We start from the raw sequence: 25,776 nt of genomic DNA on the forward strand, positions 1-25,776 counted from the left end.
TTACTCTGTGGTTAAGTTAATTCGTCCACTTTCCATTTTTACTTGATAAAAATGGCAAAGCTCCTGAAGAATAATCGGTCTTTCCAATCGCTCCCACCATCTTCACACCCGTCGTCTCTCGAAATTTTTGAGAATAATATTCACCCGAATGACAACCCCAGCTTTGAGTCTTCGCATCTCGCGCAAAAATGCCTCGCTTTAACTCACTCAAATCTCGCGTGTGCAAAAACACCACAGAACACGCATCAATTTCATTACTATAATCAAACATCCAATTCGCTTTATTACTATGCCCAAAAAAATCCAAAGACTGAATCGGTTGCTGATGACGATCTTGCCCTTCATTCAAATAACGAATCAAAGTTTCCGCCTCATCAAACCACATCAATCGCACTCCCAACTCCTGAGCTTTCGCTTCCACCTGCCCAATTAAATCTTGTCCTTCTTCTACAGAACGTCGTTGATAAGAAGGTCGATAAACCACCCAGGTCAGTAAATCATCAGCACCTTTTTCCTGTTGAATTTGTTGCAAACGAATTCCAGCACTTTTAATAAAATTCCCCCAATAAACATCATGTGTTGGATTGCGCTCTTTTTCCCATTTTCTTAACGCTGGCCCCCCGCTGACCACAATATATTCATCGGCACAAGCTAAACTTGCACTCAACAACAAACTAAAAAACAAAAATTTAAAGTATGATTTCATAAGATTTAACCGCAGAGAACGCTGAGGGTCGCAGAGGTTCTTCGTTTAATTCATTAACAACCCGTAAAATTCCCTCTTTCAAACGAGTTACATGAAAATTTAAAAGCAATCCAACAGAAATTTGACTTAATTTTAAATAAGTTAGCAACTGGGCTTTATGAATAGGCAATAACTCATTGACACATTTAACTTCAACAATCACTTTGTTTTCCACGAGAAGATCAATGCGATAGGCCGCATCGATCTTTATACTTTTATAGACAATTGGCAAAGGAATCTGCGTCATGACATTTAAGTCACATTGATGTAATTCGTAGAGCAAACACTTTTCATAAGCACTTTCTAATAACCCAGGACCAAGAGCAGAATGAACTTTCATAGCCGCACCCAAGATTTTTTGCGTTAGTTCATTTAAATTCATTTCTCTCTGCATCCTCAGCGTCCTCTGCGGTTAAAACTAAACATTTGTCACTTCCTGCTTTTCCAGCGGCTCCTGCCATTTGCCATGCTCACGAATCAGATCCACCAAACGATCCACCGCCTCCGCCTCAGGGATGTTAAATTTTACCGGCGTTTTTCCAACATAAAGATTAATCTTACCCGGAGCACCCCCCACATAACCAAAATCCGCATCTGCCATTTCCCCAGGACCATTCACAATGCAACCCATAATCGCAATTTTCACTCCTTTTAAGTGATCCGTGCGACTTTTAATTCGCGCCGTGACCGTTTGCAAATTAAATAAAGTGCGCCCACAACTCGGACATGCGACATAATCCGTTTTAAAACTGCGACATCCAGCCGCTTGCAAAACATTATAAGCCAAACGCAAAGAAGCGCCCGCGCCCGGTTCTCGTCGCACCAAAATCGCATCCCCAATTCCATCACACAACAACGCGCCCAACGTAGTGGATGCAGCCAATAATGCTTTTACAGGATCCGGCTTTTCTTGAGAAACCTCCAATGTGTCCTTAAGAAGAATAGGATTCGTCGCACCAATTTGATCCAATCGCGCTGCTAACAAACGAAACGCGGCAATAGGATTCAATTCCACCCCATCCGCCACGGTCACTAACTGGCCTTCAGCCGGTTTTTCAAATTCTTCCAAAGGCGAAAGCTCAACGATATCGAGTTTTTCATAAATACCCTCCGGCTTCACATCATCACCCGGTTTAATCCGTGGCGCTACCTTATCCCAAACCTGTTGTGGCACCACCACACGCACCAATTCCTCACCTCCAAACCGCGTGCCCTCCTGCTCAACAACATGTGTCGAACGACGTGTGAAATGAAAAGGATCGCGTTTCTCAACAATATTCAAATGCGTCACATCCATAGCATTTTTCGATAAAACAGGAATCTGCTCAATCAACGCTTCGCAAACCGGAATTTCATGTGGACTATCTTCCGTCAAACTCACACGAATCGTGTCGCCTACACCTTCCTGAAGCAACGTGCCAATACCAATCGCACTCTTAATGCGACCATCCTCTCCCTCGCCCGCTTCAGTCACGCCCGTGTGAATAGGATAATTCCAATCCTGCCCCTCCGCTTCCAGTTTAGTCACCAACAAACGATAAGCCTCAATCATCACCTTCGGATTCGACGCCTTCATCGAAAACAAAAAGTTATGAAAATCATAATGACGCGCGATTCGCGCAAACTCCAAAGCGCTTTCCACCATTCCCAACGGCGTGTCACCAAACCGATTCATGATGCGATCCGATAAAGAGCCGTGATTCGTCCCGATTCGCATCGCAATCCCACGACGCTTACACAACTCAACCAAAGGTCGAAAAGCCCCCTCCAGCCTCCCGACTTCCTCAGCATAGACTTCATCGGTGTATTCTTTAACAACAAACTTTTTCTTATCGATAAAATTGCCCGGATTAATTCGCACCTTTTCCACCCATTGGGCTGCCTCCATAGCCGCCTCCGGTTTAAAATGAATATCCGCCACCAATGGAACGGCAACACCCCGTCGATTCAGTTCTTCACGAATATTTTTTAAATTCGCCGCATCTTTCACAGTTGGCGCAGTAATACGCACGATCTGACACCCTACCTTTACCAAATCCATCGTCTGCTGCACACAGGCATCGGTATCCATCGTGTCACATGTTAACATGGACTGACGCACGATAGGATTAGCGCCTCCAATTCGCACCTGACCAACTGTAATTTCTCGAGTTTTGCGGCGTCGATAAAAAAAAGCCGGTTGAGGATAATTCATAATTAACGCCTATCTATTTTATGGATTGGTAGGTTCAGGTTCTGCAACAAATTCAATTTTTTCCTGCTTTTTAGCTTCGTCCCCTGCCTTTTTCAATTCCGAAAACATCTTCAAACCGCGTGTGGCATCAAAAAAAGTCACATAAAGCATGAAAGAAATCAAAATTATCGCAAAGGCCGATTGCAAAGCCGAAACCAAACGTGCCGGTAAAGGTCGACGAATCACACCCTCGATCGCCGACAATAAAATATGCCCCCCATCCACAACAGGAATAGGCAGTAAATTCACAATAGCCAAATTAATATTAAGCACCACACTAAACCATAACACCAAACGAATATCCTCTCGCAACAACATCAAATACATCATCAAAATACCCAACGGCCCGCTCATATGCTTAATCTTAATATCAGAATTCGGATCAGTAATAGCGCCCATCGTTTTTTTTACCGAAATTAAACTATCCAAAACCAACTGAATGGGCGACGGATGCACAATCGTCAACAAATCCTGTTTCCAACTTATCCCGACAAACGGCTCCGTAGCGCCTTGAGGAATCTGCGGCGTAAAAACACCATCATACTCCTTCCCATCGCGTAAATAACTAAAGCTTAAAGGCTGGTTATTATGCTTTACTACCACATCACTAAACAGAATGGGATGATAAACTTTCTTGCCATCAATACGGATAATTTCATCCCCTACCCGTAACCCTGCCATAGTTGCAGGCGAATTTTCCAATACCTCCCCCACTACCAATCGAACTGCTGGCATAATACCAACCCGACGAATTCCCACTGCGTCATCTTTTGTAGGCTGAATCAAAGTTGTCACCAATTCCGACACGCCATTTGGTAAAATGCGTTCCACATCAAATTGAATCTTAGATCGTCGACTAAATGCAATCGCTTCCACAACACTATTTGGCGTCACCGCATAATCAGTAACGGGTTTATTATCAATTGCCAAAATTTTATCACCCGGCTCCAAAGGAATTTCGGCCTTAGCCGCAGGCATATCCGGCTCCACATAACCAATCACCGTTGTCATTCTCGACTCTTGAATCGGCCTTCCTACCCCACCAACAATCACCGCCAAAAAAATTCCAAATAACGCGCTAAATAAAGGCCCTCCTAAGGCCGCCCAAATTTTATCCATCGGTTTAGCCACCGGCAACTCTCCCTTATCTAATTTACTTTCCCCCTCCAACATCTCCATCGGAGCCATTTGTGGCAGCGAAACGTAACCTCCAAAAGGAATCGCACAAACACACCAATCCACACCCTTAATTTTCTTTTTCCATACGGGAGGGCCAAAACCAACCGCAAATCGTTCCACCACCATACCTCGGGCTAAAGCAAATAAAAAATGGCCCAATTCATGAACAAAAATGGTAAGCCCAAACAATAAAAAAACCGCAATAATAATGCCAATCCACACTAAAACTTCCCACATCATAAATTTACTTCACCTCTTTCAAAATTTCTTCCGCTATTCTTCGCGCTTCCTGATCTGCTTGCAATATAGCCTTTAAATCTGGCGAAGCAACCTCCTTATGACTCTCCATTACCTTTTCTACAACCTCCCAAATCCCAGGAAACGATAACCGCTCTTCCAAAAAATGTTGGACGGCTACTTCATTGGCTGCATTCAAAACTGCGGGCATCGTCCCCCCCTTAGCATCCGCCTGCCTCGCCAAACGCAACGCAGGAAACCGTTTTTCATCCGGCGCTTCAAACGTTAACGCCCTGACTTTGGTAAAATCCAAAGGTGCCAAACTATTTTTCAAACGCTCCGGATAAGTCACCGCATACTGAATCGGAAAACACATGTCCGAATAACTTAACTGCGCCAAAATAGAACAATCCACAAACTCCACCATCGAATGAATAATACTTTGCTGATGCACCACCACATCCACTTTTTCCATTGGCAAATCAAACAACCAACGCGCTTCAATCATCTCCAAACCTTTATTAAATAAAGTTGCCGAATCAATCGTAATTTTTTGTCCCATCACCCAAGTCGGATGTTTTAACGCTTGCGCTTTCGTCAACATCGGAAAATGCTCTAGAGGCGTCTCCAAAAAAGGCCCGCCGGAAGCGGTTAAAATAATACGTCGCACTTCCTCTACTTTGCGCCCCTCCAAACATTGAAAAATCGCATTATGCTCAGAATCCACTGGCAAAACTTTCACCCCTTTTGCTTTCGCCAATGGCATCACCACCTGCCCCGCCATTACCAGAATCTCCTTGCTCGCCACTGCAATATCCTTACCCGCACGAACTGCCGTCAAAGCAGGTTTTAATCCTCCCGTGCCAACAATCGCCACAATCACCAAATTCGCCTCTGCCAATTCTGCTAATTGAATCAACCCTTCCTCGCCCCAAACTACTTTCATCCCATTCGGCACACGACTTTCCAACCACTGGGCATCCTCTTGACTCATCACACTGATTAAAGCAGGAGAAAACTCCTGAGCTTGTTTCAATAATAACTCACGATTCTTCCCCCCAGCCAATCCGACCACTTTCATGCGATGGGGAATATCACGAGCCACTTTTAATGAACTCGTGCCAATGGAACCCGTGGAACCTAAAATAACAACTTTCTTTTGCATCCGCTTAAACTCCAGCCATACTAAAGTGTTGCCCGTAATTGTAAAAATAAATACAACACCGGCGCAGTAAATAAAACGCTATCGATCAAATCTAACGCCCCGCCAATTCCCGGAATAAATCCGCCTGAATCCTTCACCTGTGTGTCTCGTTTCATCACCGACTCAGCCAAATCACCCACCACACTTACCAAAGAAATAATTAAACCCAAGCCAATCGCCCACTCCTTAGGAATCAAAGTCAAACGCTCTGGAAATCCAGCAATTAAACCATAACTCACACCCACCGAACACAAAACACCCACTATAAAACCTTCCCAAGTTTTTTTAGGGCTGACCTCTGGCAACAATTTATGGCGGCCAAATAAACTTCCCCCAATATAAGCACCAATATCTGTCATCTTTGTTACTAGCAATAAATACAGCAGGAGAAATGGTTCACGACCTGTTGCGGGAAAATAAACCAACCGTGTCACAAAATTAAAAAGCCAAATCACATAAAAAATACCGAAAAAAGTCACTGCCACTGTCAACACAGGCGTAGTTTGCGAGCGATCGAAAACTTGTCGCGATAAAATGCCTAATAAAAAAATCAATAAACAAATGAGTTCGAAAAGCGCTTGCGATAAAAAAGTTACCCGCCCACTTAAAATCAACCAACTACCAATTAAAAAAAAGAGACCGCTAACAATTCCTGTTTTTCGAAAACTGCGAATCCCTTTATTGCGTAAAGCATAAAAAAACTCTCCTAAAGCAATCGTCCCAATCGCCGGAATTAATAATCCAAATCCCCAATCCCAATCAAAAATAATGACTCCTAAAATAAGTCCCCATAAAAGCAACGTGGAAAAAGCGCGCCTTAAAAAATTAGACCTTGCCATAACGTCTTTGTCGGTTTGAAAAATCCTTCAACGCTTCTAAAAATTGCACCTTCCGAAAATCGGGCCATAAGGTTTGCGTTACATATAACTCAGTATACGATAACTGCCATAACAAAAAATTGCTCAGACGCATTTCACCACTCGTGCGAATCAACAAATCCGGTTCGGGATAATAACGCGTATAAAGATGATGGCCAATAACCGTTTCATCAATTTGCGCCCAATCCAAATGCCCACTTTGCACTTCTCGCACAATCGATCGCACTGCTTCCACAAGCTCGACACGACCACTATAACTCAGCGCTAAAATCAACGTTAACCCTGTGTTTCGACTCGTAGCAAGAATCGTGCGATGCAACTCCTCTTGTACATCTTTTGGTAAATCTGTTAAACGCCCGATCGCTTGCAACTTGACGTTATTCGTTTGCAACTCTGCCAATTCATCGCGCAAAAACCGTTTTAAAAACTCCATGAGAAGTTTGACTTCTGTTTTGGGTCGCAACCAATTTTCCACCGAAAACGCATAAAGCGTTAGATACTCCACGCCTACTTCTCCCGCTGCGCGAACCACCGCACGAACCGATTCCACACCTTGACGATGCCCTTGAATTCGAGGCAATCCTCTCTTCTTAGCCCAACGTCCGTTGCCATCCATGATAATAGCCACATGACGCGGAATCCGTTTTAAGTCATTATTATCAACCCCTTTTTTCATGACATCTCTACCTCTAGGTAGCTTCTGGCAGGGAACAAGACAATTTCATAATCATCTTTCATCCAAAAAGATTAATTTTTAATGAAAGGACATTGACGAGTTTCTTGCTTTGCGTTTCACTCACCACCGATGACAACTCATTCTTTGTTGGAACAACGACTAGCCAAACTCAAAGCCTTGGAGCAATTGGGCGTAGCTCCTTTTGGCAAGTCTTTTCCTAACACCATTTCTGCTCAAGAATGTAAAAACCATTTCGTCGAAGGAAAAAAAGTGAGAATTGCCGGACGCTTAATGACACGTCGCGATATGGGCAAAAGTCAATTCGCTCACTTGCAAGATAGCTCGGGCCGCATTCAAATTTATCTCCAAAAAAATAGTTTAGGCGAAACTCCATGGGAACAATTTCAACTGCTTGACTTAGGCGATATCCTTGGCGTGGAAGGCACATTGTTTACTACCAAAACTGGCGAACAATCCTTAAAAGTTGAACAATTTCAGCTTCTGACAAAAGCCCTCCGTCCTTTACCAGAAAAATGGCATGGTCTCACAGATGTCGAACAACGTTATCGCCAGCGTTATCTCGATCTTTTGACCAATGAAGAAGCCCGCGCCATTTTTCAAAAACGCATCCGGTTAGTGCGTGAAATTCGTCGCTTTTTTGATGAACGCAATTTCTTGGAAGTCGAAACACCCATGATGCAAACCATAGCCGGCGGCGCCGCTGCACAACCTTTTGTCACACATCACAAAGCTTTGGGACTGGATCTTTATCTACGCATTGCACCCGAGCTTTATCTCAAACAACTATTAGTAGGCGGTTTTGAAAAAATTTATGAAATCAACCGCAACTTTCGCAATGAAGGCATTTCACGCAAACACAATCCCGAATTCACCATGTTAGAAGCCTATTGGGCTTATGCCGACTTTGAAATGATGGCCAACTTAGTCGAAGAATTAATTTGTCATCTTGCGCAAATCATCAACTATGACGGCCCCATCCAATGGAACCGACCTTGGCCTCGCAAAACTTATCACGATGCCATCTGTGAAGCAGCCGGCAACGATTGGTTTACCTTGAGCGCCGAACAACGCAAAAACAAAGCGAAAGAATTAGGCGTGGAAATTATTCCTGGATTAGAGGATTTTGAAGTTACCAATCAAGTTTTTGAAAAATTGGTAGAAGCGAAAACAATCAATCCGGTTTTTTATACTCATCTTCCACAAGAATTAGTGCCTCTAGCAAAGCAAAATCAACAAAACACTTCGCTAGTCGACGTGTTTGAACTGGTGATTAATGGACAAGAAATTGCTCCGGGTTATAGCGAACTGAATGATCCTCTCGTGCAACGCGAGCGTTTGATGCATCAAGCTGGCGAAGAAAAACAAAGTGTCGACGAAGAATTCCTTACCGCCCTAGAACATGGTATGCCACCCGCGGGAGGCATTGGCATTGGCATCGATCGACTTGTCGCCACCCTAACTGGCGCCGATAGCTTACGCGAAGTCATTCTATTTCCCTTGCTTCGCCCTCATTCTTGAACATAATAAAATCATGAGCTGGCGTCTGACTCCTAAAGAAGCAGGACTAATCATTATTGATTTACAGGAAAAACTAATCCCTATCTTGCATGAAAAAGAAAAAGTGATTCAGAAAACTCGTGCTCTCATCGAAGTCGCTAAAATTTTTCATCTTCCCATTTTTTTCACAGAACAACTTCCTGAAAAATTAGGCGCTACGATTCCAGAAATCAAAAATGCGCTTCCTAATTTTATTCAACCGCTTGCCAAGTCCGAGTTTTCCGCTCTTCACTGTCTTCCTGAGGAATTACCGCGTCACCTTCTCATTGCAGGCTGCGAAACCCATGTTTGCGTACGCCAAACGGCATACGATTTACGTGAAGAAGGAAAAAGTGTTTATTTAATCGCTGACGCCACCAGTTCGCGCCAACCCTTAGACCATGAATTGGCCATTCACGAAATGCAGCAAGATAAAATAATCGTAACTTCAGTGGAAACGATCAGTTGGGAACTCGTTCAAAAAGCGGGCACCGACTTATTTCGACAGGTGTTGGCTATTCTAAAATAATACCCAATTTATTCTTCAGAATTTTCCGATTCTGATTTCTTTTTTCGAACAGTCGATTTCTTTGCTGAACCCGATTTACTTTTTGCCCCTGCATCAGCTTCATCCTCTACATTCTTAGGCACTTCCAACACCACTTTAAACGCCGCTTTCACTTCGGAATGTAAAACAACTTCCAAAGTATGAGATCCTTTTTCTTTTAAAGGATGATCCAGACGAAGTTGTTTTTTCTCAAGCGTGATATTTTCCTTATTCAAACGCTCTAAAATATCCTGACTAGTAACTGAGCCAAACACCTTCCCTTGTCCCTCTGCTGCTGTCATTTGAAAAGTCAGCGTGACCTTGTTGAGTTGTTTGGCTAATTCATTTGCCTCATTTAACTCGTTGGCTTCGCGTTCCGCTCTAGCTTTTTTCAATTGTTCAATTTGATGTTTGTAAGCAGCAGTCGCTGGCAAAGCAAAACCGCGTGGCAACAAATAATTTCGCGCATAACCTGGACGCACCTTCACGACATCAGCTTCGGCGCCTAATCCAGAAATTTTTGATTTTAAAATAACTTCTATCATAACTTTTATACTTTTACTTGATTAAAAAGGAATATCATCTTCTTCCAAATGCACTTCTTCTGCAGATTTAGGAGAGCGCGCTGCTGTTGCTGCACCTTTTTCCGCTGCTCCTTTGGAAGCAGGAGCCGAAGCAGCTGCTCCTTCACGAAATTCGGCATTGCGGGGTCTACCTAAAAATTGAACTCGCTCGGCACGAACACGCAAACGACTTTTCTTTTGGCCATCTTTATCTTCCCATTGATCTAGCTGCAACCGGCCTTCTACAAAAACTGGGGCGCCTTTAGTCAGATATTGACCGCAAGTCTCCGCTTGTCGTCCCCAAGTCACAATATCAACATAAGTGACCTCTTCCTTTTCGTCACCTTCTTGGGTTCGATAAACCGTATTGATAGCAATGGAGATATCCGTGACCGCAGTTCCTTTGGGTGTATAACGCACTTCAGGATCGCGCGTCAAATTGCCCATTAAAAAAACTTTATTTAATGAAGACATAATTTAATTAAGCAGTTGCTGCTTCCGCTTTTTTTCGGGAAGCTTTCTTTTTTGCAGGCTTGGCCGAGGTGATAAGATACATTTGGCGAAAAACTGAGGGATTCAATGTCAGCTTGGAACGCAATGTTTCCAATTTTTCAGGTGCTAATTGCAAAATCACATTCACATAAAATCCGGAATCCAAACTGGAATCGCCCCGTTCAAATTTGCGACGCTCCAATTTTTGAACACCTTCCACTTTACCCTCTAAATTTTTAATTTCTTTTTCAATTCCTTCAATGGCTTCAGAGACCGCTTCGTCCTGTCCTTGAACATTCAATATATATAAGGCTTCGTAATACTTCATAACTCGTTTTTTATTTGATTAAACTGGTTCATAGCCGTAGCCAAGCCCAAAATGCAAGCGCATTCTGTAGCCTGGACCGCTTTTTCTATCATTTTTATCATTTCCTCCCCTTCCCAAGAAGCAAAAGGTTCCAAAACATAGTCCGATAAATTTTTATTTTCAGGCAAAGGCCCAACGCCACAACGCAAACGCGCAAAGTTCTGGGTTTGCAACTGCTGCTCCACTGACGCCAACCCGTTATGTCCACCGGTTCCGCCTGATGCACGCAATCGCAACTGGCCTAAAGGCAAAGCCACATCATCCGCCACCACTAAAATTTGCTCTGCCGAAATTTGATGCCATGCCAAAAACGACTTTACGGCTGCGCCACTCAAATTCATAAAGGTTAAAGGTTTCAGCAATTTTATCGCTTGCAAGGAACCTTCTCTCTCTAAATTAACTGTAGTCACCTCACTTTGCCAACGTGATTCCTTTTTCCAAAAAGCATGGTGCTGAGCCGCCCAACGGTCTAAAATTAAAAAACCAATATTGTGTCGCGTCGTAACATATTCGCGACCTGGGTTGCCTAATCCCACCACCACGCGAATCACACGCGGCTCCTCAAATTATTTCTTGTCCTTTTTAGCATCACCAGATTCCGCAGCCGCACCTTCAGCCGGTTTCTTTTCCTTAATGACTTCCGGTTGAGTTGGTGTTGCAGCTGCTTCGGCAGTTGATTTTTCTTCCTCCACCGCTGGAGCCGCTACAGAAAAGACAACGAGATCTTTCGAATTCAAAATCTGTACTCCGTCAGGAACAACAATGTCGCTGACATGCAAAGTTTGTCCCACATTTAATTGTGATACATCAACCGCAATGCGATCCGGCAAATCTTTAGGCAAACATTCCACCTGTAACTCGCGAAGAATGTGCTCGAGAATACCGCCATAAGTTTTTACACCCACCGCTTCACCTGTGGCTTCGACCACAACCTGCGCTTTAATTTTTTCATCCGCCGCAATCTCATGCAAATCGACATGTAAAATATTTCCAGAAATCGGATCATGCTGCACGTCTTGCAAAAGCGCTAATTTTTTAACTTTGCTTCCTCCGGTTTGTTCCAATTCCAAATCCACTACCAAATTTTCACCCGTCGCATGCTGAATCAAAGCATTTAATGCGCGTGAATCGATTTCCAAATTGGTGGCTTGCGTTTTTTTACCATAAAAAACCGCAGGCACACGACCCTGAGTGCGTATTTTTTTAACCTGATTGCGGCCCGCGACTTGGCGCGAACTCGCCTTTAATAAAACTGAACTTGCCATAAGCCGCGCACTATAAAGAATTTCTTAGTCTTGGCAACTCACAAATTTTACCATGACAGTTGGCTTGGGTTGGGATATAGAATCCGCATCAAATGAAATTGGAACTCGGTCAACTTCTTACCATGGGTCTTCCGGGACCCCGATTAAATGACACTTATCGTGATTTCATTAAAAAAGTGCAACCCGGCGGCTTTATTTTATTCGGACGCAATCTTCAAAGCCCACAGCAAGTTCGAGAACTTTGCGACGAACTTCGTTCCCTTTGTGAGAGACCGCCCATTCTTACCATCGATCAAGAAGGAGGACGCGTTTCGCGCTTAAAAGAAATCGGCGAGCAACCACCTAGCGCCGATCAACTGCGCCAAGCCAACCAACTCGAACTCATTGAGCGCCACGGAAAACTAACCGCTCAATTACTCAACCTTTTCGGTTTGAACTTAAACTTAGCTCCTGTCGTGGACATTCTTTTAGACAGTAGCGCAGAAAATTCGCTTCTTAATCGGTGCTACGGAAAAAATGCAGATGAAGTCATTCAAAAAGCGGGCACTTTTCTTGACACCATGCAAAAAGAAGGCGTACACGGAACTATCAAACATTTCCCAGGCTATTCTCTTTGCAGCAAAGATCCCCATCGTTCTTTGCCGATTGTTAATCGTTCCTTAACAGAAATGGAAAATAACGAACTCAAGCCTTTCAAAGCGCTGGCTCCTAAATCCTCCGCAATTATGATCGGCCACGCCGTTTATCCTCAACTCAGTTCAGATAACCTGCCCTCCTCACTTTCTCCGCAAATCATTCAGAAACTTCTGCGCGAAAAAATGAATTATCAAGGTCTCATCATAACTGACGATCTCGAAATGGGTGCAATCTCTTTTGAATACGGCATCGCTCAAACTGTTCGACTCGCTATTCAAGCCGGAAACGATTTACTCCTCTTTTGTCATCAAAGAGAATGTGTAGAAATCGCCTGGGAAACCCTTAAGCAAATGGCTCAAAAAGAAGACCTCGAAACACCGCTCCATCGCCTGCTCACTTTCAAGAAAAAATTGTGCTCGGTAGCACCTTGGAATCAAAAAGCTTTCGAAACTATTAATGCCGAGGTTAAAACTCTTCGCGAAACAGTTGAAAAACTAAATAGCTATTAGCTTTTAACTCTTTGTTGAAAGCTTCCAAGCGCCTAATTTTTTCTTTTTAGCCTTTTCTTGCAGCTCATCCAAACGTCGACGAAATTCAATTTCCTTTAAAACGCCCGGGATATTAGCTCCTGCCCCATAAGCTCGCGCTAAGCCATTTTCTACCAGTAATTCCGATAAATTTTTCCCATCCTTGGTAATTAAAACGGCAAAATAACGTGGCAAAGCGCTATTACCCTGAGCATCCAGCCATTGGGTATAAGCGGTAAAAGTTTGGCCCTGCAAAAGTTTCCAAGTATAAGTGGTTGCTTCATGACCCGATTCGAGCACCTGTTCATCTGTAATTCCAAAATATTTCGCCTGAGTTTTGACGCGAAAAGGTTTGTCATCACTGCTCTCAGGAGCATCGGCAAAATACAATCGAAAAATATATTCTTTACCACGATGGGACACGTGAAAACTATCTCCATCCCCATAGCGTCCAGTCATCAAACGGCACCCTTCCAACTTTTCCCAAGGCTTGCCAGAATCCGACGAACCCGCCATTTCCGATTCCTCTCGGTTTCCCTTGGATATAATAGAAGTTGTTCCTGAAGATTCTGGCTCATAAGAATCTTCTGTTTGCTTCTCTTCTTCATCACTAGAAGGAACTGACAATGAGTTATTTGTCAAAGAACCTTCAAAAGGTTGTAAATCAAATTGTGCTAAACTTTTTACCCGTAGCAACCCCAACATCATAATGAAAAATAAACACATCCGTTTCATAAGCATTTTGACGCTACTAAAAACTCTATCATTTGCCAAGTTTGCAAAATAAGATTATTTTATTGAAGGAAGAATAAAAAGAACGCGTCTTAATAATGAAGTAAAATAAAGGATTTCTATGAAAAAAATAATTTTCACGCTTTCTCTCTTTGCTCTCTTGTTTATTCCCAAAATAACTCAAGCAGGCGTTAGTTTTAATGTTTCCTTTGGTTCTTATTATCCTTCAGGCTATTATTACGATCATTGTCGACCTGCTTACCGCACTTATTATAATAGCTATTATGCTCGTCCTGTTTACTATCGCCCTGCCTACCCCAATTACGGCTATTCAGGCGCCTACCGACAAGGATTTCGCGATGGTTACTCTACCGCAGTCAGACGCGCCGTCCCCGTTTATCGTGTGGAACGTTGCGACAGAGTTTACCGTTAAGTCATTAGATTATTCCAATTTAATTTTTCTTTAGAGGGGCGAACCTCTTAATGAGTTATAATTTATAGTTAAACGTTCGCGTCAATTAGCGTATTTAGCGGGCAAAAATCTATTGAATCGAACTCAATTTTCTAAAATCCATTGACCCACTATTGAAAAGCTTATAAAGCACTAAAATGCGCCATAAAAAGCAAACCATCTGGGGAGGACGTTTTACAACCCAACCCAATGAAAAAGTGCGTGCTTACACGCAATCCCATACCTTTGATTCGCGTCTTTATCGCCACGATATTCGCGGCAGCCTGGCTCATGCCAAAATGCTAAAGAAAATCGGCCTTATAACCGCTAAAGAATTGTCAGAAATTCAAAAACATTTACTAGCCATTCAACGCAATATCCAAACCGACAAATTTCAATGGCGCGCTGAACTTGAAGACGTGCACATGAACATCGAAGCCGAATTGACGCGGCGAACACCTGCTGGCGAAAAACTTCACACAGGCCGCAGCCGCAACGACCAAGTCGCCACCGATATGCGACTTTGGTTGAAAGAAGAAATTCTTTCTCATCAACAACTCATTCGCCGCCTGCAAAACACACTTCTGACAGTTGCTCAAAAAAATAAAAACTGTTTTATTCCCGGTTACACTCACCTACAACGCGCACAAACGGTTTCTTTAGCTCACCATTTTTTAGCTTATGTCGAAATGTTGAAACGAGATTTCAGTCGACTCGAACATAGTTACGACATCACTAACTACTGTCCCCTAGGTTCTGGCGCTTTAGCCGGCAGCACCTTGCCCTTAGACCGAACTTTTGTTGCCAAAGAACTCGGATTTATCGATAAGCAAGGCAAACCCCGTCTGATTACCAACTCCATGGATGCCGTAAGCGATCGTGATTTTATTGTTGAATTTCTTGCTGCCTCTGCCTTAACCGCTGTTCACCTTTCGCGCCTTGCAGAAGATTTGATTTTGTGGTCGAGTGCTGAATTCAATTTCATTCAACTCAGCGACACCTTCACAACCGGCTCCAGTTTAATGCCGCAAAAGAAAAATCCCGATATTGCCGAACTCGCTCGCGGCAAAACAGGCCGTGTGATCGGCAATCTCATGAGCCTACTGGTAACCCTTAAAGGATTGCCCATGACCTACAATCGCGACCTTCAAGAAGATAAAGAACGACTCTTCGACACTGCCGATACCTTGCGTCTGTCACTGGATCTTTTTGCGGATATGCTAAGCCAAATTAAAGTCAATACCATTCCCTGCCAAATCGCCATTCACGATCCCAACCTCCTAGCCACCGATCTAGCCGATGCTTTAGTTGAACAGCGCATTCCTTTTCGCCAAGCTCACCATCTCGTCGGTTCTGCTGTAGCTTATGCCTTGCACTCAGGCAAAACCTTGCGCCAACTTTCTGATCAAGAATGGCAAACACTAAACCCCACTTTTTTGAAAGTGAAACATCTTTTAACCCAATCGCCATACCAACAGCTCTTAACTAAAAAAACTTTGGGCAGTCCTAATCCCAAACTCGTTGAAAAAGAGATCACGCGTTGGCAAAAAAAATTAAAAAATTCTTAATATTCTCTATCTTAACCCATGCACCACTTTCATCGTAAAAACGGCCAACTTCACATCGAAAAACTTCCTGTCGCGGATCTCGTGAAACATTATCAAACTCCGCTTTATGTCTATTCCCAAAGCACTTTGGAAGATCATTGGCAAAAACTGGATCGCGCGCTAGCTCCCGTTGATCACCTCATCTGTTTTGCTATGAAAGCCAACTCCAACCTTGCCGTTTTAAATTGCCTGGCAAAACTGGGTAGCGGTTTTGATATCGTCAGCGGTGGTGAACTTTATCGCATCAAAAAAGCGGGAGGCGATCCCCAAAAATGCAACTTCGCAGGAGTCGGCAAAACGCGTGAAGAAATTGAATTTGCGTTGCAGGAAAATATTTATAGCTTCAACGTCGAAAGCGAAGCAGAACTCAACTTCATCAACGAAATTGCTGGAAAATTGGGAAAAAAAGCGCCGATCGCTGTGCGCGTCAATCCCAATGTCAAAGCCGATACCCATAGCAAAATCACTACCGGAACTTATGAAAATAAATTCGGCATCGCATTTGAAGAAATCCCCGCACTTTACCATCGCATTTCACAACTTCCTCATCTTAAAATTCGCGGCTTACAAACTCACATCGGCTCTCAAATCACCGACGTCACACCATTTTTACAAGCCATTGAAAAATTATTGCCCCTCATTCAAAGCTTGAAAGAAAAATATGACCTCGAATTTTTTGATATCGGTGGTGGCATGGGAATTATCTACGATCCTGCTTTAGAAAGTGGTGCAGAAAGCTGGTGGCAAACGCATCCCAATCTGTTGACACCGGATCGTTACACTCAAGCGATTTTACCCTTACTCAAAAAATTAAATTTAAAAATTCTTTTGGAACCCGGCCGTTATATAGCTGGCAACGCAGGCATACTCGTTACTCAAGTTCTTTTCGTAAAAAATACCGGTGAAAAACGATTTGTCATTGTCGATGCCGCAATGAACGACTTAGTGCGACCCGCTTTTTACGATTCTTACCACGAAATTGTTCCACTAGATAATTTAGAAACCTCGTCCACTTTAGTTTCTACCGATATTGTTGGCCCCATTTGCGAATCTAGCGATGTCTTCTGCAAAAATCGTCCCTTGCCCGAATTAAAACAAGGTGATTACATCGCTTTATTAAGCGCAGGCGCTTATGGATTCACCATGGCTTCCAATTACAATTCTCGACCCCGACCTGCAGAAATTTTAGTCAAAGATTCCAATCATCGCCTTATAAGAAAACGTGAAACTTGGGATGATTTGATTCGAAGCGAAACGGTTTAAGCCGTAATAGGCTCGGGCTTTTGCGAAATGTCCGATTTCATCGCTTTGAAGAAATTACCACCCATTTCCCAGAGCGGGCCCGGAAATTTTCTGAGATCAAGCAGGACGTGATCCAGAGCATTCACGAACCAATCGATCTCTTTTTGACCGATAACCAGTGGGGGCAAAAACTTCACAATATCACAATTATTCGCGGCGACTTGCGTCATAACACGATGTTTCGTAAGAAGTGGCGTGACGATGAGTTGAGGGAAAAGACCTTTGTCCATTTTGTGAATCGCTTTCCAACCCATTTTTTGCATGAGCGACTTGGGTTCACCAAATTCAATAGCGCACATGAGCCCTTTCATTCGGATATCATAAATCACATCATGTTTTTGCTTTAACACCAACAATGCCTCTTCCAGAATTTTTCCTTGTTTCGCCGCATTTTCGACCAGGTTTTCTTCTTCCAAAACGGATAAAGCAGCCAAACCACAAACCGCAGCTAAATTGTTTCTGCCAAAGGTTGTGGAATGCACAATGCAGCGATCCAAACGTGAAAAAGTGGCTTGGTAAATAGCGCGGCGGGTCACAATCGCACCACAAGGCACATAGCCCGCACTCAATGTTTTGGCGAGGGTAACAATATCCGGCTCAAGATTCCAATGTTCAAATGCAAACCATTTGCCTGTGCGACCCAAACCGGATTGCACTTCATCGCAAATAAGCAATGTGCCATGTTGTCGACACAAAGCTTGCGCTTGCTGAAAATAGTCGTCTTTAGGAAATTTAATCCCTTTCCCTTGCACACATTCGATTAAAAAAGCCGCCACATCCCCTTTTTTGAGTTCTTGTTCCAACTCGTTCAAATCGCCTAAATTCACATGCTCGCAACCGGGCAAAAAAGGACCAAATCCCTCATGAAAATAAGGATTTCCTGTCACCGAAAGCGAACCATAGGAAAGACCGTGATAAGAATTTTTTAACGCCAAAATGCGAGGGCGTTTTGTAGCGGCGCGCGCAAATTTCAAAGCGCCTTCCACAGCTTCGGTGCCGCTGTTGCACAAAAACACCGCATCCAAATGCGATGCTCCTTGTTTGGCAAATCGTTCCACCAGTTTTTCTGCCAAAATGCCAGCGAGAAAAGCACAATCCATTTGCACCATATTGGGCAAATCGAGATCTAAAACGTCGCGAATAGCCTGTTGCGGTACAGGGTGGTTGCGACCGATATTAAATACACCAAAGCCGGCTAAAAAATCCAAATATTCATTACCTTCTTTATCATAAAGATAAGCACCTTTGGCTCGTACATAAACTTTATCAAATCCGATGGTGCGATGCACTTTGACAAGGGTGTGATTGAGATAACGGTAATGCGTTTCATAATTATCCCCCAATCGCTGATTAACAAGCGCTTTGATATCGAGCGGCATAAACAAGATTCTATTTGACGTCTAAGATAAATAAACGAAGCGCCCAGCCGATCACCGCTAACACCGCTAAAATTCCCATTAGGGTAAGAAGGGAATAATATTTTTTCTCTTCTTTTGCCGAATTAGTTTTTGGAAAAGGCGCCGCATTTACAAAATTGGTTGGTCGCGCGCTTTGGTTAGCCACGTTAAATTGCTGCGCTTGGGTAGGCTCGGGCAACGGTTGAATCGCGCCTCCAGTTTCTGATTGGTATTGAAACTGCAAATTACCGATATGAACCACATCGCCACGTTGTAGTTTTTGTTGCACAATTTTTGTGCCATTTACACGAGTGCCATTAGTGGAGTTTAAATCTTTAATAGTATAATCATCTTCCGTGAACGTAAGCACAGCGTGACGACTGGACACGCTTCCGTCATTTATACGAATCGCGTTGCCTTCCGCTCGACCGATCGTGATTTCAGGATCGGCAAGATCAAAAGCTAATTCTCCTAGTTCTGAGGATTGACCCAATAGACGTGGCATAATTTAAAAAAGTAGCGTTATTTTTGAGAAGATTCAATTCTTTTGGCAAATTCTTGAAAAAGATAGCTCGCATCCGAAGGACCCGGCGAGGCCTCAGGATGATATTGCACGGAAAAAAGATTCAAAGTGCGATGGGCAAGACCTTCACACGTGTTATCGTTCAAATTGACCTGTGTCACCTCTACTTCTGAAGGCAAAGAATCCGTAGCCACAGCAAAACCATGGTTTTGCGAAGTGATGGCTATCTTTCCTGTTCGCAAATCTTTTACCGGTTGATTGGCGCCGCGATGACCAAATTTAAGTTTAAACGTTTTGCCGCCAAGTGCGTAGGAAATAATTTGATGTCCCAGACAAATGCCGAACATCGGTTTTTTCCCAATCAAATCTCGAATATTGCGATGCGCATAAGTCAGCGCGGCAGGATCGCCAGGACCGTTTGACAGAAAAATGCCATCAGGATTATCGCGCAAAACCTCATTTGCCGAAGTGTTGGCGGGAACCACTTTGACTTGAAACCCAGATCGTCGCAAGCAACGCAAAATATTGTGTTTCATACCAAAATCATAAGCCACAACACGATAACGTAAGGGTTCTAAAGAAGATTGAGGAAACGGCCAAGCAGAACTCTTTTCGCCCTTCTCATCCCAAAAATAAGTTTGTTTTGTAGTGACTTCCTTCACAAAATCCACGCCTTCATAAGAAAAGCTTTTTGCCAAATCGCTAGCCGCGACATCAGAAAGTTTTTCGGAAGTGATGACTCCTCGCAAAGCGCCACGCGTTCGCAAATGTTTGGTCAATGCGCGAGTATCAACCTGTTCGATAGCGGCAATATCATTTTTTAATAAATATTCCTCCAAGGACAAACGAGAACGCCAATTGGAAACCATCGGAGAAAGTTCGCGCATCACAAAGCCATTAACTTGAGGCCGGAGCGATTCCTGATCTTCTTCGTTAATGCCATAGTTTCCAATTTGGGGATAAGTCATAGCAACGATTTGCCCTTTATAAGAAGGATCGGTCAACACCTCTTCATAACCGGTCATTGCAGTATTAAAACAGACTTCGCCTAAAGCAGGTTTCAACGAACCCACTGCTTTGCCTCGAAGAATAAAACCATCTTCCAAAGCCAAAATCGCTTCCTTCATGAGGACGTCATAAAGAAAAAAAATAAAAAAGCAAAATGAACTCGCTTAAAAATAAAAAAAATCAGCAAGAAAGCTGATTACCTTCCATCTTCATCAGAAGAATGAAAAGAGGCCCGAGATTGACGCCACTGTGCTCGATGTTTCATGGTCCAATCGATCAACGCTTTTTCAAAGCCTACATCGCGTCCCACTTTTTCGCTTTCAATCCATTTGTGCTTTAAAATCTCCTCCCGTTCCGCGAGAAATTCTCGATAAAGGGACGAATTTTTCAACAGCTCATCTATATCATTAATTCGCACAAACTCCTCCTACCATTTTTATTAATCTTCCATTTCACATAACAAAAGTCAAGTGATTTTTATGCTTTATAACAAGCTTGTTAAGATGTCTTTCGATAAGAACTGAGCCAAAATGCTAAGACGAACAGAATCATAATAGTCATACCAAGAGCGGCTCCAAATGGCCAATCGCGCGCTTGTAAAAATTGATTCTGGATAACATTTCCAATCATAGGAACGCGAGCTCCCCCCATCAAATCCGAAATCGCATACATCCCAATTGAAGGAATGAAAACCAACAAAATGCCCGCCACAATTCCCGGTTGAGTCAAAGGAATAATAACCGACGAAAAAGCCCGCGCAGGACCAGCACCCAAATCACAGGCTGCTTCGATCAAAGCGTTATCCAAACGCTCAACACTGCCATAAATCGGCAAAATCATAAAGGGCACATAACTATAAACTAAACCAATAATAATGGCGCTGGGTGTATAAAGGATTTCTAAAGGCGCTGAAATAATGCGTGTATATTGCAACATGCCACTCAAAAGTCCTTCCGATTTTAAAATCGTAATCCAGGCATAAGTGCGAATTAAAAAACTCGTCCAAAACGGAATCATGACTAGCATTAACAATTTATTGCGCACCTCCTCACGTGCACGACCTATGTAATAAGCCACAGGATAGCCAATCCCAACGCACAATACTGTGGTAAGAAAAGCATACCACAAGGAACGCAGTAGAATTTTAACATAAATCGGATTAAAAACGCGTGTATAATTGCTCCAATTAAATTTATAAACTACTTGCCCCAAAGCGTCGCGCTCGCAAAAACTATAGACTAAAAGAATCAGAGCTGGCGCTACCACAAAAGCAAGCAGCCACAGAAGCATAGGTGCCATTAAAAGCCATCCCATCAAACCTGCGGGCCTTTGCCTGCCTTGAAAATCTTGGTCTGCGCCAGCTGCAAAATTCATAGTCTATCCTCTTTTAAGAGCTCTTCAAATCTGTCATTAACTGATCAATATCAGCAGCTGATTTTCCAATATCTCGGAAAATCTCCAAATGCCCTGGAGCTGTAGGATAACTGGCTGGATTGTTGAGTTGTTCCGGTGAAAGAAGCTCACGCGCCTTCAAATTAGGATTAGTATAAGGAAAATCATCTGAAATCAATTTGCTAACTTCAGGACGTAAAATATAGTTAATAAACAAATGAGCCGCTTCTTGATGAGGCGCATCAGCTGGAATAGCAAGACTATCCACAAACATGTGGGCGCCCTCCTCTGGTAAAACATAAACAAACTTTTGATCTTCATTATAAAGAATCGCTGCTTCTCCACTCCAAACCACACCCAAGTCAACGTCTCCGTTCAACAAAGCTGTTTTAGGACTGTCAGAATCAAACACTTTTACTCGCTTCACCCATTCAGCCAAAAGTGGACGAACTTTTTGCAAGTTTTCTGGTGTCACATCATTAATTGGTAAACCCATAGCGGCCAACGCCCAAGAAGACCATTCTCGATTATCGTTTAGCGCCACAATACGACCGGCATATTTCTCGCTAAAAACATCTTTGTAACCTTTCACCGGATCTTTTACTACATCTGTATTGACAACAATGCCCACTGTACCAACCATCCAAGGCACACTATATTTTAAACCAGGATCATGCGCTAAATTCTTATATTCCTCTCCAATATTTTCCAAATTAGGAAGTTTAGAATGATCTAAAGGAGCCAGCTTATTTTGCTTCATCAAAGCCTCAATCGTATACTCAGAGGGCTGAATTAAATCATAAGAAGTCGCACCTGATAAGAGTTTTGACAACATCTCTTCATTGGACGAGTAAGTTTCGTAATTAACCCGAATGCCAGTTTCTTTTGTAAACCCATCAATCACGGCTTGCGGCACATATTCTGACCAGGCAAAAAGGTTAATTTCTTTAGCCATCGGCTTGCCGCTTTCTTCGTTGGCCATCTTGTTCTCTTCTTTTTTACCGCAGCCAGACAATGCTATCATCGCTAGCAACGAACAGATTAATGTTTGTTTTTTCATTTTCTTCATAGTTAGGTTTCTCATTTCCAAGTTAGGGTTTATAAAATTTTATCGATTAAATTTTTTACTGTATTCCGACACCAAAACTAAAACAGCCGTTCCTAAAATAAAGATTGTCGAAATCGCGTTCAACATCGGATTCAATCCCACCTTCGCCATACCAAAAACCTTCATCGGCAAAGTCGCTGAAGAAGGACTTGCCACAAAATAAGTCACCAACAACTCATCCAAAGATAAAGTAAACGACATCAAAGTGCCCGAAAAAATCGCTGGCAATAAATAAGGCACGATTACCAACCAAAACGCTTTAACAGGCGTTGCCCCTAAATCCATCGCCGCTTCTTCTAAAAAAGGGTCTAAACCCGACAAACGCGCTTGAATCGCTACCAATACAAAAGGGAAACAAAACGTTACGTGCGAAATAATAATCGTCATAAAACCCAACCCAAAACTCACCACGGTAAAAAGAATCAATAAGCTAATCCCCATAATAATTTCCGGAATGACCATGGGAATAAAAATCAAAGTATTCAACGTGCGCATCGCAGGATAACGATAGCGATAGAGCAACCACGCTCCTACCGTCCCCAATATTACCGAAATTACCGTTGTAAAACCGGCAATAATCAAACTATTGCGCAAAGCCCGAATAATCGGTTGGTTATGCATTAACTTCACATACCAATCCAATGTAAAGCCGGTCCAAACAATATTCAGTTTGGATTTATTAAAAGAAAAAATAATCAGCAATAGAATTGGCAAATAAAGAAAAGCAAAAACCAACCATGTCCAAACCCCGAAAAGCATATTTACCCAACCCATGCCCGAGAGTTTATGGAAACCTTTTCCATTAGCCTTTTTGATGGCAGTCGTGGTCACTGGAACAAAAAATTAATCCGCAACAAAAAAAGATGCAAGAAATTTTATTAAAAAAATTAAAGCGCCTTAACACCTTATCTAAGTATTTCATCTTTGACTCTTTTACCGTCTTAACAAAAAGCAAACATACTTGCTTTTTTTTAAAACCACTTACCTTATTTGCATGAAAAACTTTTACTATCCTTCGATGGTTTTTGTTTTTTATCTTATCCTAGTTTCAGCGTTGGCTGAATTAAATCATTCCCCATCATTATGGACAACACCCAATCAAATGATCATTGACAACGCTGGTTATCCACGAACGATGGAAGTCGCTAAAGATGAAATTTACATCCAAAGCAAACTGCCTCTTCGCCATGCTCCAGCTACTCATTTCCCGACTAAAGCCTCTGCGGAAACCCTTCACCAATATGCCCAATCCTTGGATAACACCAAAAAATATAACATTTATCTTGTCCTTTACGAAAAAGGAAAACCTAGAAACGAAAAAACACGTTGCCTCTTAAGCGACGAAATTCTAGTCGAACTCAAACCCGGCACTGATCCCCTTCCTCTAGCAAAACAACTCAACGCTACCGTTGAAAAACCAGCCGGAGGATTGCCTGATAACTTCCATCGTTTCATTGTTTCAAAAACAGGCAATACCTTGGGTGCCACTCAAATATTAAGACAAAATTCCAATCTCGTTCTCTCTGCAGAACCTCTTCTCATTAGAAAAAAAAGCAAACGCGGATTTCCTAATGATCCACTTTTCCCCAAACAATGGTATTTAAACAATACAGGCCAAAACAATGGAACATCAGGCATTGATTGCCATGTTTCGCCCGTGTGGTCTGATCCTTTTGGCGCACCCGGAAGTCTTCTGGGACGAAACATCCGCATTGGCATTATCGATGACGGATTACAAGTCAGCCATCCTGATTTAAAACCCAACGTCGACATTAAAAATGGCTACGATTTTCTTGATCAAGATAATAGCCCCAACCCTAGCTTAGCTTTAAATGATTCTCATGGCACTTCTGTTGCCGGCTTGGCGGCTGCGAAAGAAAATAATAACAATGGCGTTTCAGGCGTTGCCCCAGAAGCGAAACTGGTTGGTCTACGAATCATGAGTACGGACGAAAACCTTACTGATACAGGTGAAGCAAAAGCTTTTACGTGGAAAAATGATATCATCCAAATTAAAAACAATAGCTGGGGTCCTGTTGAAGCCTTCATTGGACCCGGCACTCAAGCCTCTTCTGCTTTGAAAAAAAGCGCCATTCAAGGACGTCAAGGATTAGGCACCATTTTTGTATGGGCCGCAGGCAACAACGAAAACGCCGATGGGGACACGCTTGATAACGCCAACTACGATGGCTATGCCAACTCTATTTACACCATCGCAGTGGGAGGCGTAAATGCTTTAGGCAAAGTCGCTTTACCTTACGATACCGAACCGGGCGCTAATTTGATCGTATGTGCGCCTACATTAAACATTACAACAACAGACCTTATAGGGAAAGCCGGCGATGGACCTAACGACTACATCTTCGATTTTGGTGGAACTTCTGCGGCAACTCCACTTGTTTCTGGAGTTATTGCATTAATGTTAGAAAAAAATCCTAATTTAGGTTGGCGCGATGCTCAGGAAATTTTGATCCGTTCTGCAAAGAAAGTAGATGATAGAAATAAAGATTGGATTAATAACGCTGCCGGTTTCCATTTTAATCACAGCTACGGTGCAGGATTAGTTGATGCTGAAAAAGCCGTTAAACTCTCCGCCAGTTGGAAAAATCTTTCCCCACAAAAAAGCGCAACCCTTGACTACCAAAAAATCACACAACTTCCCGAAGGAAATGAAAAAGAAATCGTTTTTAATATAAAACAAAATCTTCGCGTAGAACATGTCACCTTCACACTTACCCTTAGCCATGACACCTTATGGGATCTCTCGATTTCCCTGACATCACCTTCCGGCACTCTAAGCCAACTTAAACAACCGACCATTAATATTTACGAGTCCGGCACTCATTTCAAATGGACCTTCATGACCGTTCACAATTGGGGAGAAACCTCTCAAGGCACTTGGAAGGTTAGCATCAAAGATTCTCTTCCAAACAATAAAACGGGTGAGTTGAAAAAGGCTAGCCTAACGATTTATGGAACAGAAACTCTTTGATCGCGAAAATTGCTATGAATCACTTACAAAAAAACTAATTAAGACTTAAGTTAGTTAAGTAACAAAAGATAAACCGGCAAGAAATTCACTTCTTGGCGGTTTTTCCTTTTTTGCTATAGTCACGGATTATTAAAAATCCGACGCAGCCATATAAACTG

Annotated in this window: 27 protein-coding genes; 7 read left to right on the forward strand and 20 right to left on the reverse strand. The window is 42.8% G+C overall.

The features are described 5' to 3' along the window. Positions 1 to 16 precede the first annotated feature (16 nt). The 7 genes from K1X66_05910 to K1X66_05940 are packed head-to-tail and all read right to left on the reverse strand — an operon-like array spanning position 17 to position 7,152. Entirely contained in the window at positions 17 to 706 is a 690-nt protein-coding gene (locus K1X66_05910) for a hypothetical protein (protein ID MBX7157901.1), read from the reverse strand. Continuing rightward, positions 690 to 1,127: a GxxExxY protein gene (locus K1X66_05915; GenBank protein MBX7157902.1), complete on the reverse strand. Its 438-nt coding sequence runs from the start codon at positions 1,125 to 1,127 to the stop codon at positions 690 to 692. Before K1X66_05915 ends, K1X66_05910 begins: the two co-directional genes overlap by 17 nt. Before the next feature lie 36 nt (positions 1,128 to 1,163). Further along, positions 1,164 to 2,939, reverse strand: coding sequence for a (E)-4-hydroxy-3-methylbut-2-enyl-diphosphate synthase (ispG, locus tag K1X66_05920; protein ID MBX7157903.1), 1,776 nt, complete (start codon positions 2,937 to 2,939; stop codon positions 1,164 to 1,166). A gap of 18 nt (positions 2,940 to 2,957) precedes the next feature. After that, complete coding sequence (rseP, locus tag K1X66_05925) at positions 2,958 to 4,397, reverse strand: RIP metalloprotease RseP (GenBank protein MBX7157904.1); 1,440 nt, start codon at positions 4,395 to 4,397, stop codon at positions 2,958 to 2,960. 4 nt (positions 4,398 to 4,401) lie between these two features. After that, positions 4,402 to 5,559, reverse strand: a complete 1,158-nt coding sequence (locus K1X66_05930; protein ID MBX7157905.1) for a 1-deoxy-D-xylulose-5-phosphate reductoisomerase — start codon at positions 5,557 to 5,559, stop codon at positions 4,402 to 4,404. Between the two features lie 20 nt (positions 5,560 to 5,579). Further along, positions 5,580 to 6,437 (reverse strand): phosphatidate cytidylyltransferase, encoded by an 858-nt coding sequence (locus K1X66_05935; protein MBX7157906.1) that lies wholly within the window; start codon positions 6,435 to 6,437, stop codon positions 5,580 to 5,582. Next, positions 6,424 to 7,152 carry an isoprenyl transferase gene (locus tag K1X66_05940; GenBank protein ID MBX7157907.1) on the reverse strand — a complete coding sequence of 243 codons (729 nt, stop codon included), beginning with the start codon at positions 7,150 to 7,152 and terminating at the stop codon, positions 6,424 to 6,426. Before K1X66_05940 ends, K1X66_05935 begins: the two co-directional genes overlap by 14 nt. Positions 7,153 to 7,281: 129 nt before the next feature. Between K1X66_05940 and lysS the strand changes: the two genes are divergently transcribed. Together lysS and K1X66_05950 are read left to right on the forward strand one after the other, a co-directional pair. Then, positions 7,282 to 8,691 (forward strand): lysine--tRNA ligase, encoded by a 1,410-nt coding sequence (gene lysS / locus K1X66_05945; protein ID MBX7157908.1) that lies wholly within the window; start codon positions 7,282 to 7,284, stop codon positions 8,689 to 8,691. A gap of 13 nt (positions 8,692 to 8,704) precedes the next feature. Continuing rightward, on the forward strand, positions 8,705 to 9,238 hold the full coding sequence (locus tag K1X66_05950; GenBank protein ID MBX7157909.1) for an isochorismatase family protein: 534 nt from the start codon (positions 8,705 to 8,707) through the stop codon (positions 9,236 to 9,238). Positions 9,239 to 9,246: 8 nt separating this feature from the next. On the opposite strand, the gene rplI is transcribed toward K1X66_05950, so the two are convergent. Genes rplI through K1X66_05975 form a run of 5 tightly spaced genes read right to left on the reverse strand, consistent with a single transcriptional unit; the run spans position 9,247 to position 11,943 of the window. Continuing rightward, the gene (gene rplI / locus K1X66_05955) at positions 9,247 to 9,801 is read right to left on the reverse strand and encodes a 50S ribosomal protein L9 (GenBank protein MBX7157910.1); all 555 of its coding nucleotides are present in this window, start codon (positions 9,799 to 9,801) and stop codon (positions 9,247 to 9,249) included. A 21-nt stretch (positions 9,802 to 9,822) separates the two neighbouring features. Continuing rightward, entirely contained in the window at positions 9,823 to 10,293 is a 471-nt protein-coding gene (locus K1X66_05960; protein MBX7157911.1) for a single-stranded DNA-binding protein, read from the reverse strand. Between the two features lie 7 nt (positions 10,294 to 10,300). Continuing rightward, positions 10,301 to 10,639 carry a 30S ribosomal protein S6 gene (locus K1X66_05965; protein MBX7157912.1) on the reverse strand — a complete coding sequence of 113 codons (339 nt, stop codon included), beginning with the start codon at positions 10,637 to 10,639 and terminating at the stop codon, positions 10,301 to 10,303. Further along, on the reverse strand, positions 10,636 to 11,229 hold the full coding sequence (pth, locus tag K1X66_05970; protein MBX7157913.1) for an aminoacyl-tRNA hydrolase: 594 nt from the start codon (positions 11,227 to 11,229) through the stop codon (positions 10,636 to 10,638). The genes K1X66_05965 and pth overlap by 4 nt, the downstream gene beginning before the upstream one ends. A gap of 15 nt (positions 11,230 to 11,244) precedes the next feature. Next, positions 11,245 to 11,943, reverse strand: a complete 699-nt coding sequence (locus tag K1X66_05975; GenBank protein MBX7157914.1) for a 50S ribosomal protein L25/general stress protein Ctc — start codon at positions 11,941 to 11,943, stop codon at positions 11,245 to 11,247. 92 nt (positions 11,944 to 12,035) lie between these two features. Here K1X66_05975 and nagZ point away from each other — a divergent pair, with 92 nt between their 5' ends. Further along, positions 12,036 to 13,088 carry a beta-N-acetylhexosaminidase gene (gene nagZ, locus K1X66_05980; GenBank protein MBX7157915.1) on the forward strand — a complete coding sequence of 351 codons (1,053 nt, stop codon included), beginning with the start codon at positions 12,036 to 12,038 and terminating at the stop codon, positions 13,086 to 13,088. 3 nt (positions 13,089 to 13,091) lie between these two features. Here the strand turns inward: nagZ and K1X66_05985 are convergent, their stop codons facing one another. Beyond that, positions 13,092 to 13,841 (reverse strand): thermonuclease family protein, encoded by a 750-nt coding sequence (locus K1X66_05985; GenBank protein ID MBX7157916.1) that lies wholly within the window; start codon positions 13,839 to 13,841, stop codon positions 13,092 to 13,094. A gap of 118 nt (positions 13,842 to 13,959) precedes the next feature. Between K1X66_05985 and K1X66_05990 the strand changes: the two genes are divergently transcribed. The 3 genes from K1X66_05990 (at position 13,960) to lysA (ending at position 17,159) form a co-directional block, all read left to right on the forward strand. Beyond that, positions 13,960 to 14,271, forward strand: a complete 312-nt coding sequence (locus K1X66_05990) for a hypothetical protein (GenBank protein MBX7157917.1) — start codon at positions 13,960 to 13,962, stop codon at positions 14,269 to 14,271. 176 nt (positions 14,272 to 14,447) lie between these two features. After that, positions 14,448 to 15,857 (forward strand): argininosuccinate lyase, encoded by a 1,410-nt coding sequence (argH, locus tag K1X66_05995; protein ID MBX7157918.1) that lies wholly within the window; start codon positions 14,448 to 14,450, stop codon positions 15,855 to 15,857. 18 nt (positions 15,858 to 15,875) lie between these two features. Further along, positions 15,876 to 17,159 carry a diaminopimelate decarboxylase gene (gene lysA / locus K1X66_06000; protein MBX7157919.1) on the forward strand — a complete coding sequence of 428 codons (1,284 nt, stop codon included), beginning with the start codon at positions 15,876 to 15,878 and terminating at the stop codon, positions 17,157 to 17,159. Here the strand turns inward: lysA and K1X66_06005 are convergent. From K1X66_06005 to K1X66_06035, 7 genes are all read right to left on the reverse strand, one after another. After that, positions 17,156 to 18,577 (reverse strand): aspartate aminotransferase family protein, encoded by a 1,422-nt coding sequence (locus tag K1X66_06005; protein ID MBX7157920.1) that lies wholly within the window; start codon positions 18,575 to 18,577, stop codon positions 17,156 to 17,158. The two genes, lysA and K1X66_06005, sit on opposite strands and share 4 nt — an antisense overlap. A 10-nt stretch (positions 18,578 to 18,587) precedes the next feature. Further along, positions 18,588 to 19,100 (reverse strand): FHA domain-containing protein, encoded by a 513-nt coding sequence (locus K1X66_06010; GenBank protein ID MBX7157921.1) that lies wholly within the window; start codon positions 19,098 to 19,100, stop codon positions 18,588 to 18,590. A gap of 17 nt (positions 19,101 to 19,117) precedes the next feature. Further along, positions 19,118 to 20,245 carry a glutamine-hydrolyzing carbamoyl-phosphate synthase small subunit gene (gene carA, locus K1X66_06015; protein MBX7157922.1) on the reverse strand — a complete coding sequence of 376 codons (1,128 nt, stop codon included), beginning with the start codon at positions 20,243 to 20,245 and terminating at the stop codon, positions 19,118 to 19,120. 77 nt (positions 20,246 to 20,322) lie between these two features. Continuing rightward, positions 20,323 to 20,544: a DUF4032 domain-containing protein gene (locus tag K1X66_06020; GenBank protein ID MBX7157923.1), complete on the reverse strand. Its 222-nt coding sequence runs from the start codon at positions 20,542 to 20,544 to the stop codon at positions 20,323 to 20,325. A gap of 80 nt (positions 20,545 to 20,624) precedes the next feature. Continuing rightward, the gene (locus K1X66_06025) at positions 20,625 to 21,500 is read right to left on the reverse strand and encodes an ABC transporter permease (protein ID MBX7157924.1); all 876 of its coding nucleotides are present in this window, start codon (positions 21,498 to 21,500) and stop codon (positions 20,625 to 20,627) included. A gap of 13 nt (positions 21,501 to 21,513) precedes the next feature. Continuing rightward, a complete protein-coding gene (locus tag K1X66_06030) occupies positions 21,514 to 22,587 on the reverse strand; it encodes a spermidine/putrescine ABC transporter substrate-binding protein (GenBank protein MBX7157925.1) in 1,074 nt (357 codons plus the stop codon). Positions 22,588 to 22,626: 39 nt separating this feature from the next. After that, positions 22,627 to 23,400, reverse strand: coding sequence for an ABC transporter permease (locus K1X66_06035; protein MBX7157926.1), 774 nt, complete (start codon positions 23,398 to 23,400; stop codon positions 22,627 to 22,629). A 220-nt stretch (positions 23,401 to 23,620) separates the two neighbouring features. Between K1X66_06035 and K1X66_06040 the strand changes: the two genes are divergently transcribed. After that, on the forward strand, positions 23,621 to 25,618 hold the full coding sequence (locus K1X66_06040) for a S8 family serine peptidase (protein MBX7157927.1): 1,998 nt from the start codon (positions 23,621 to 23,623) through the stop codon (positions 25,616 to 25,618). Positions 25,619 to 25,776 lie beyond the last annotated feature (158 nt).

It is taken from the genome of Verrucomicrobiia bacterium, assembly GCA_019694135.1.
Taxonomy (GTDB): Bacteria; Verrucomicrobiota; Verrucomicrobiia; order JADLBR01; family JAIBCM01; genus JAIBCM01.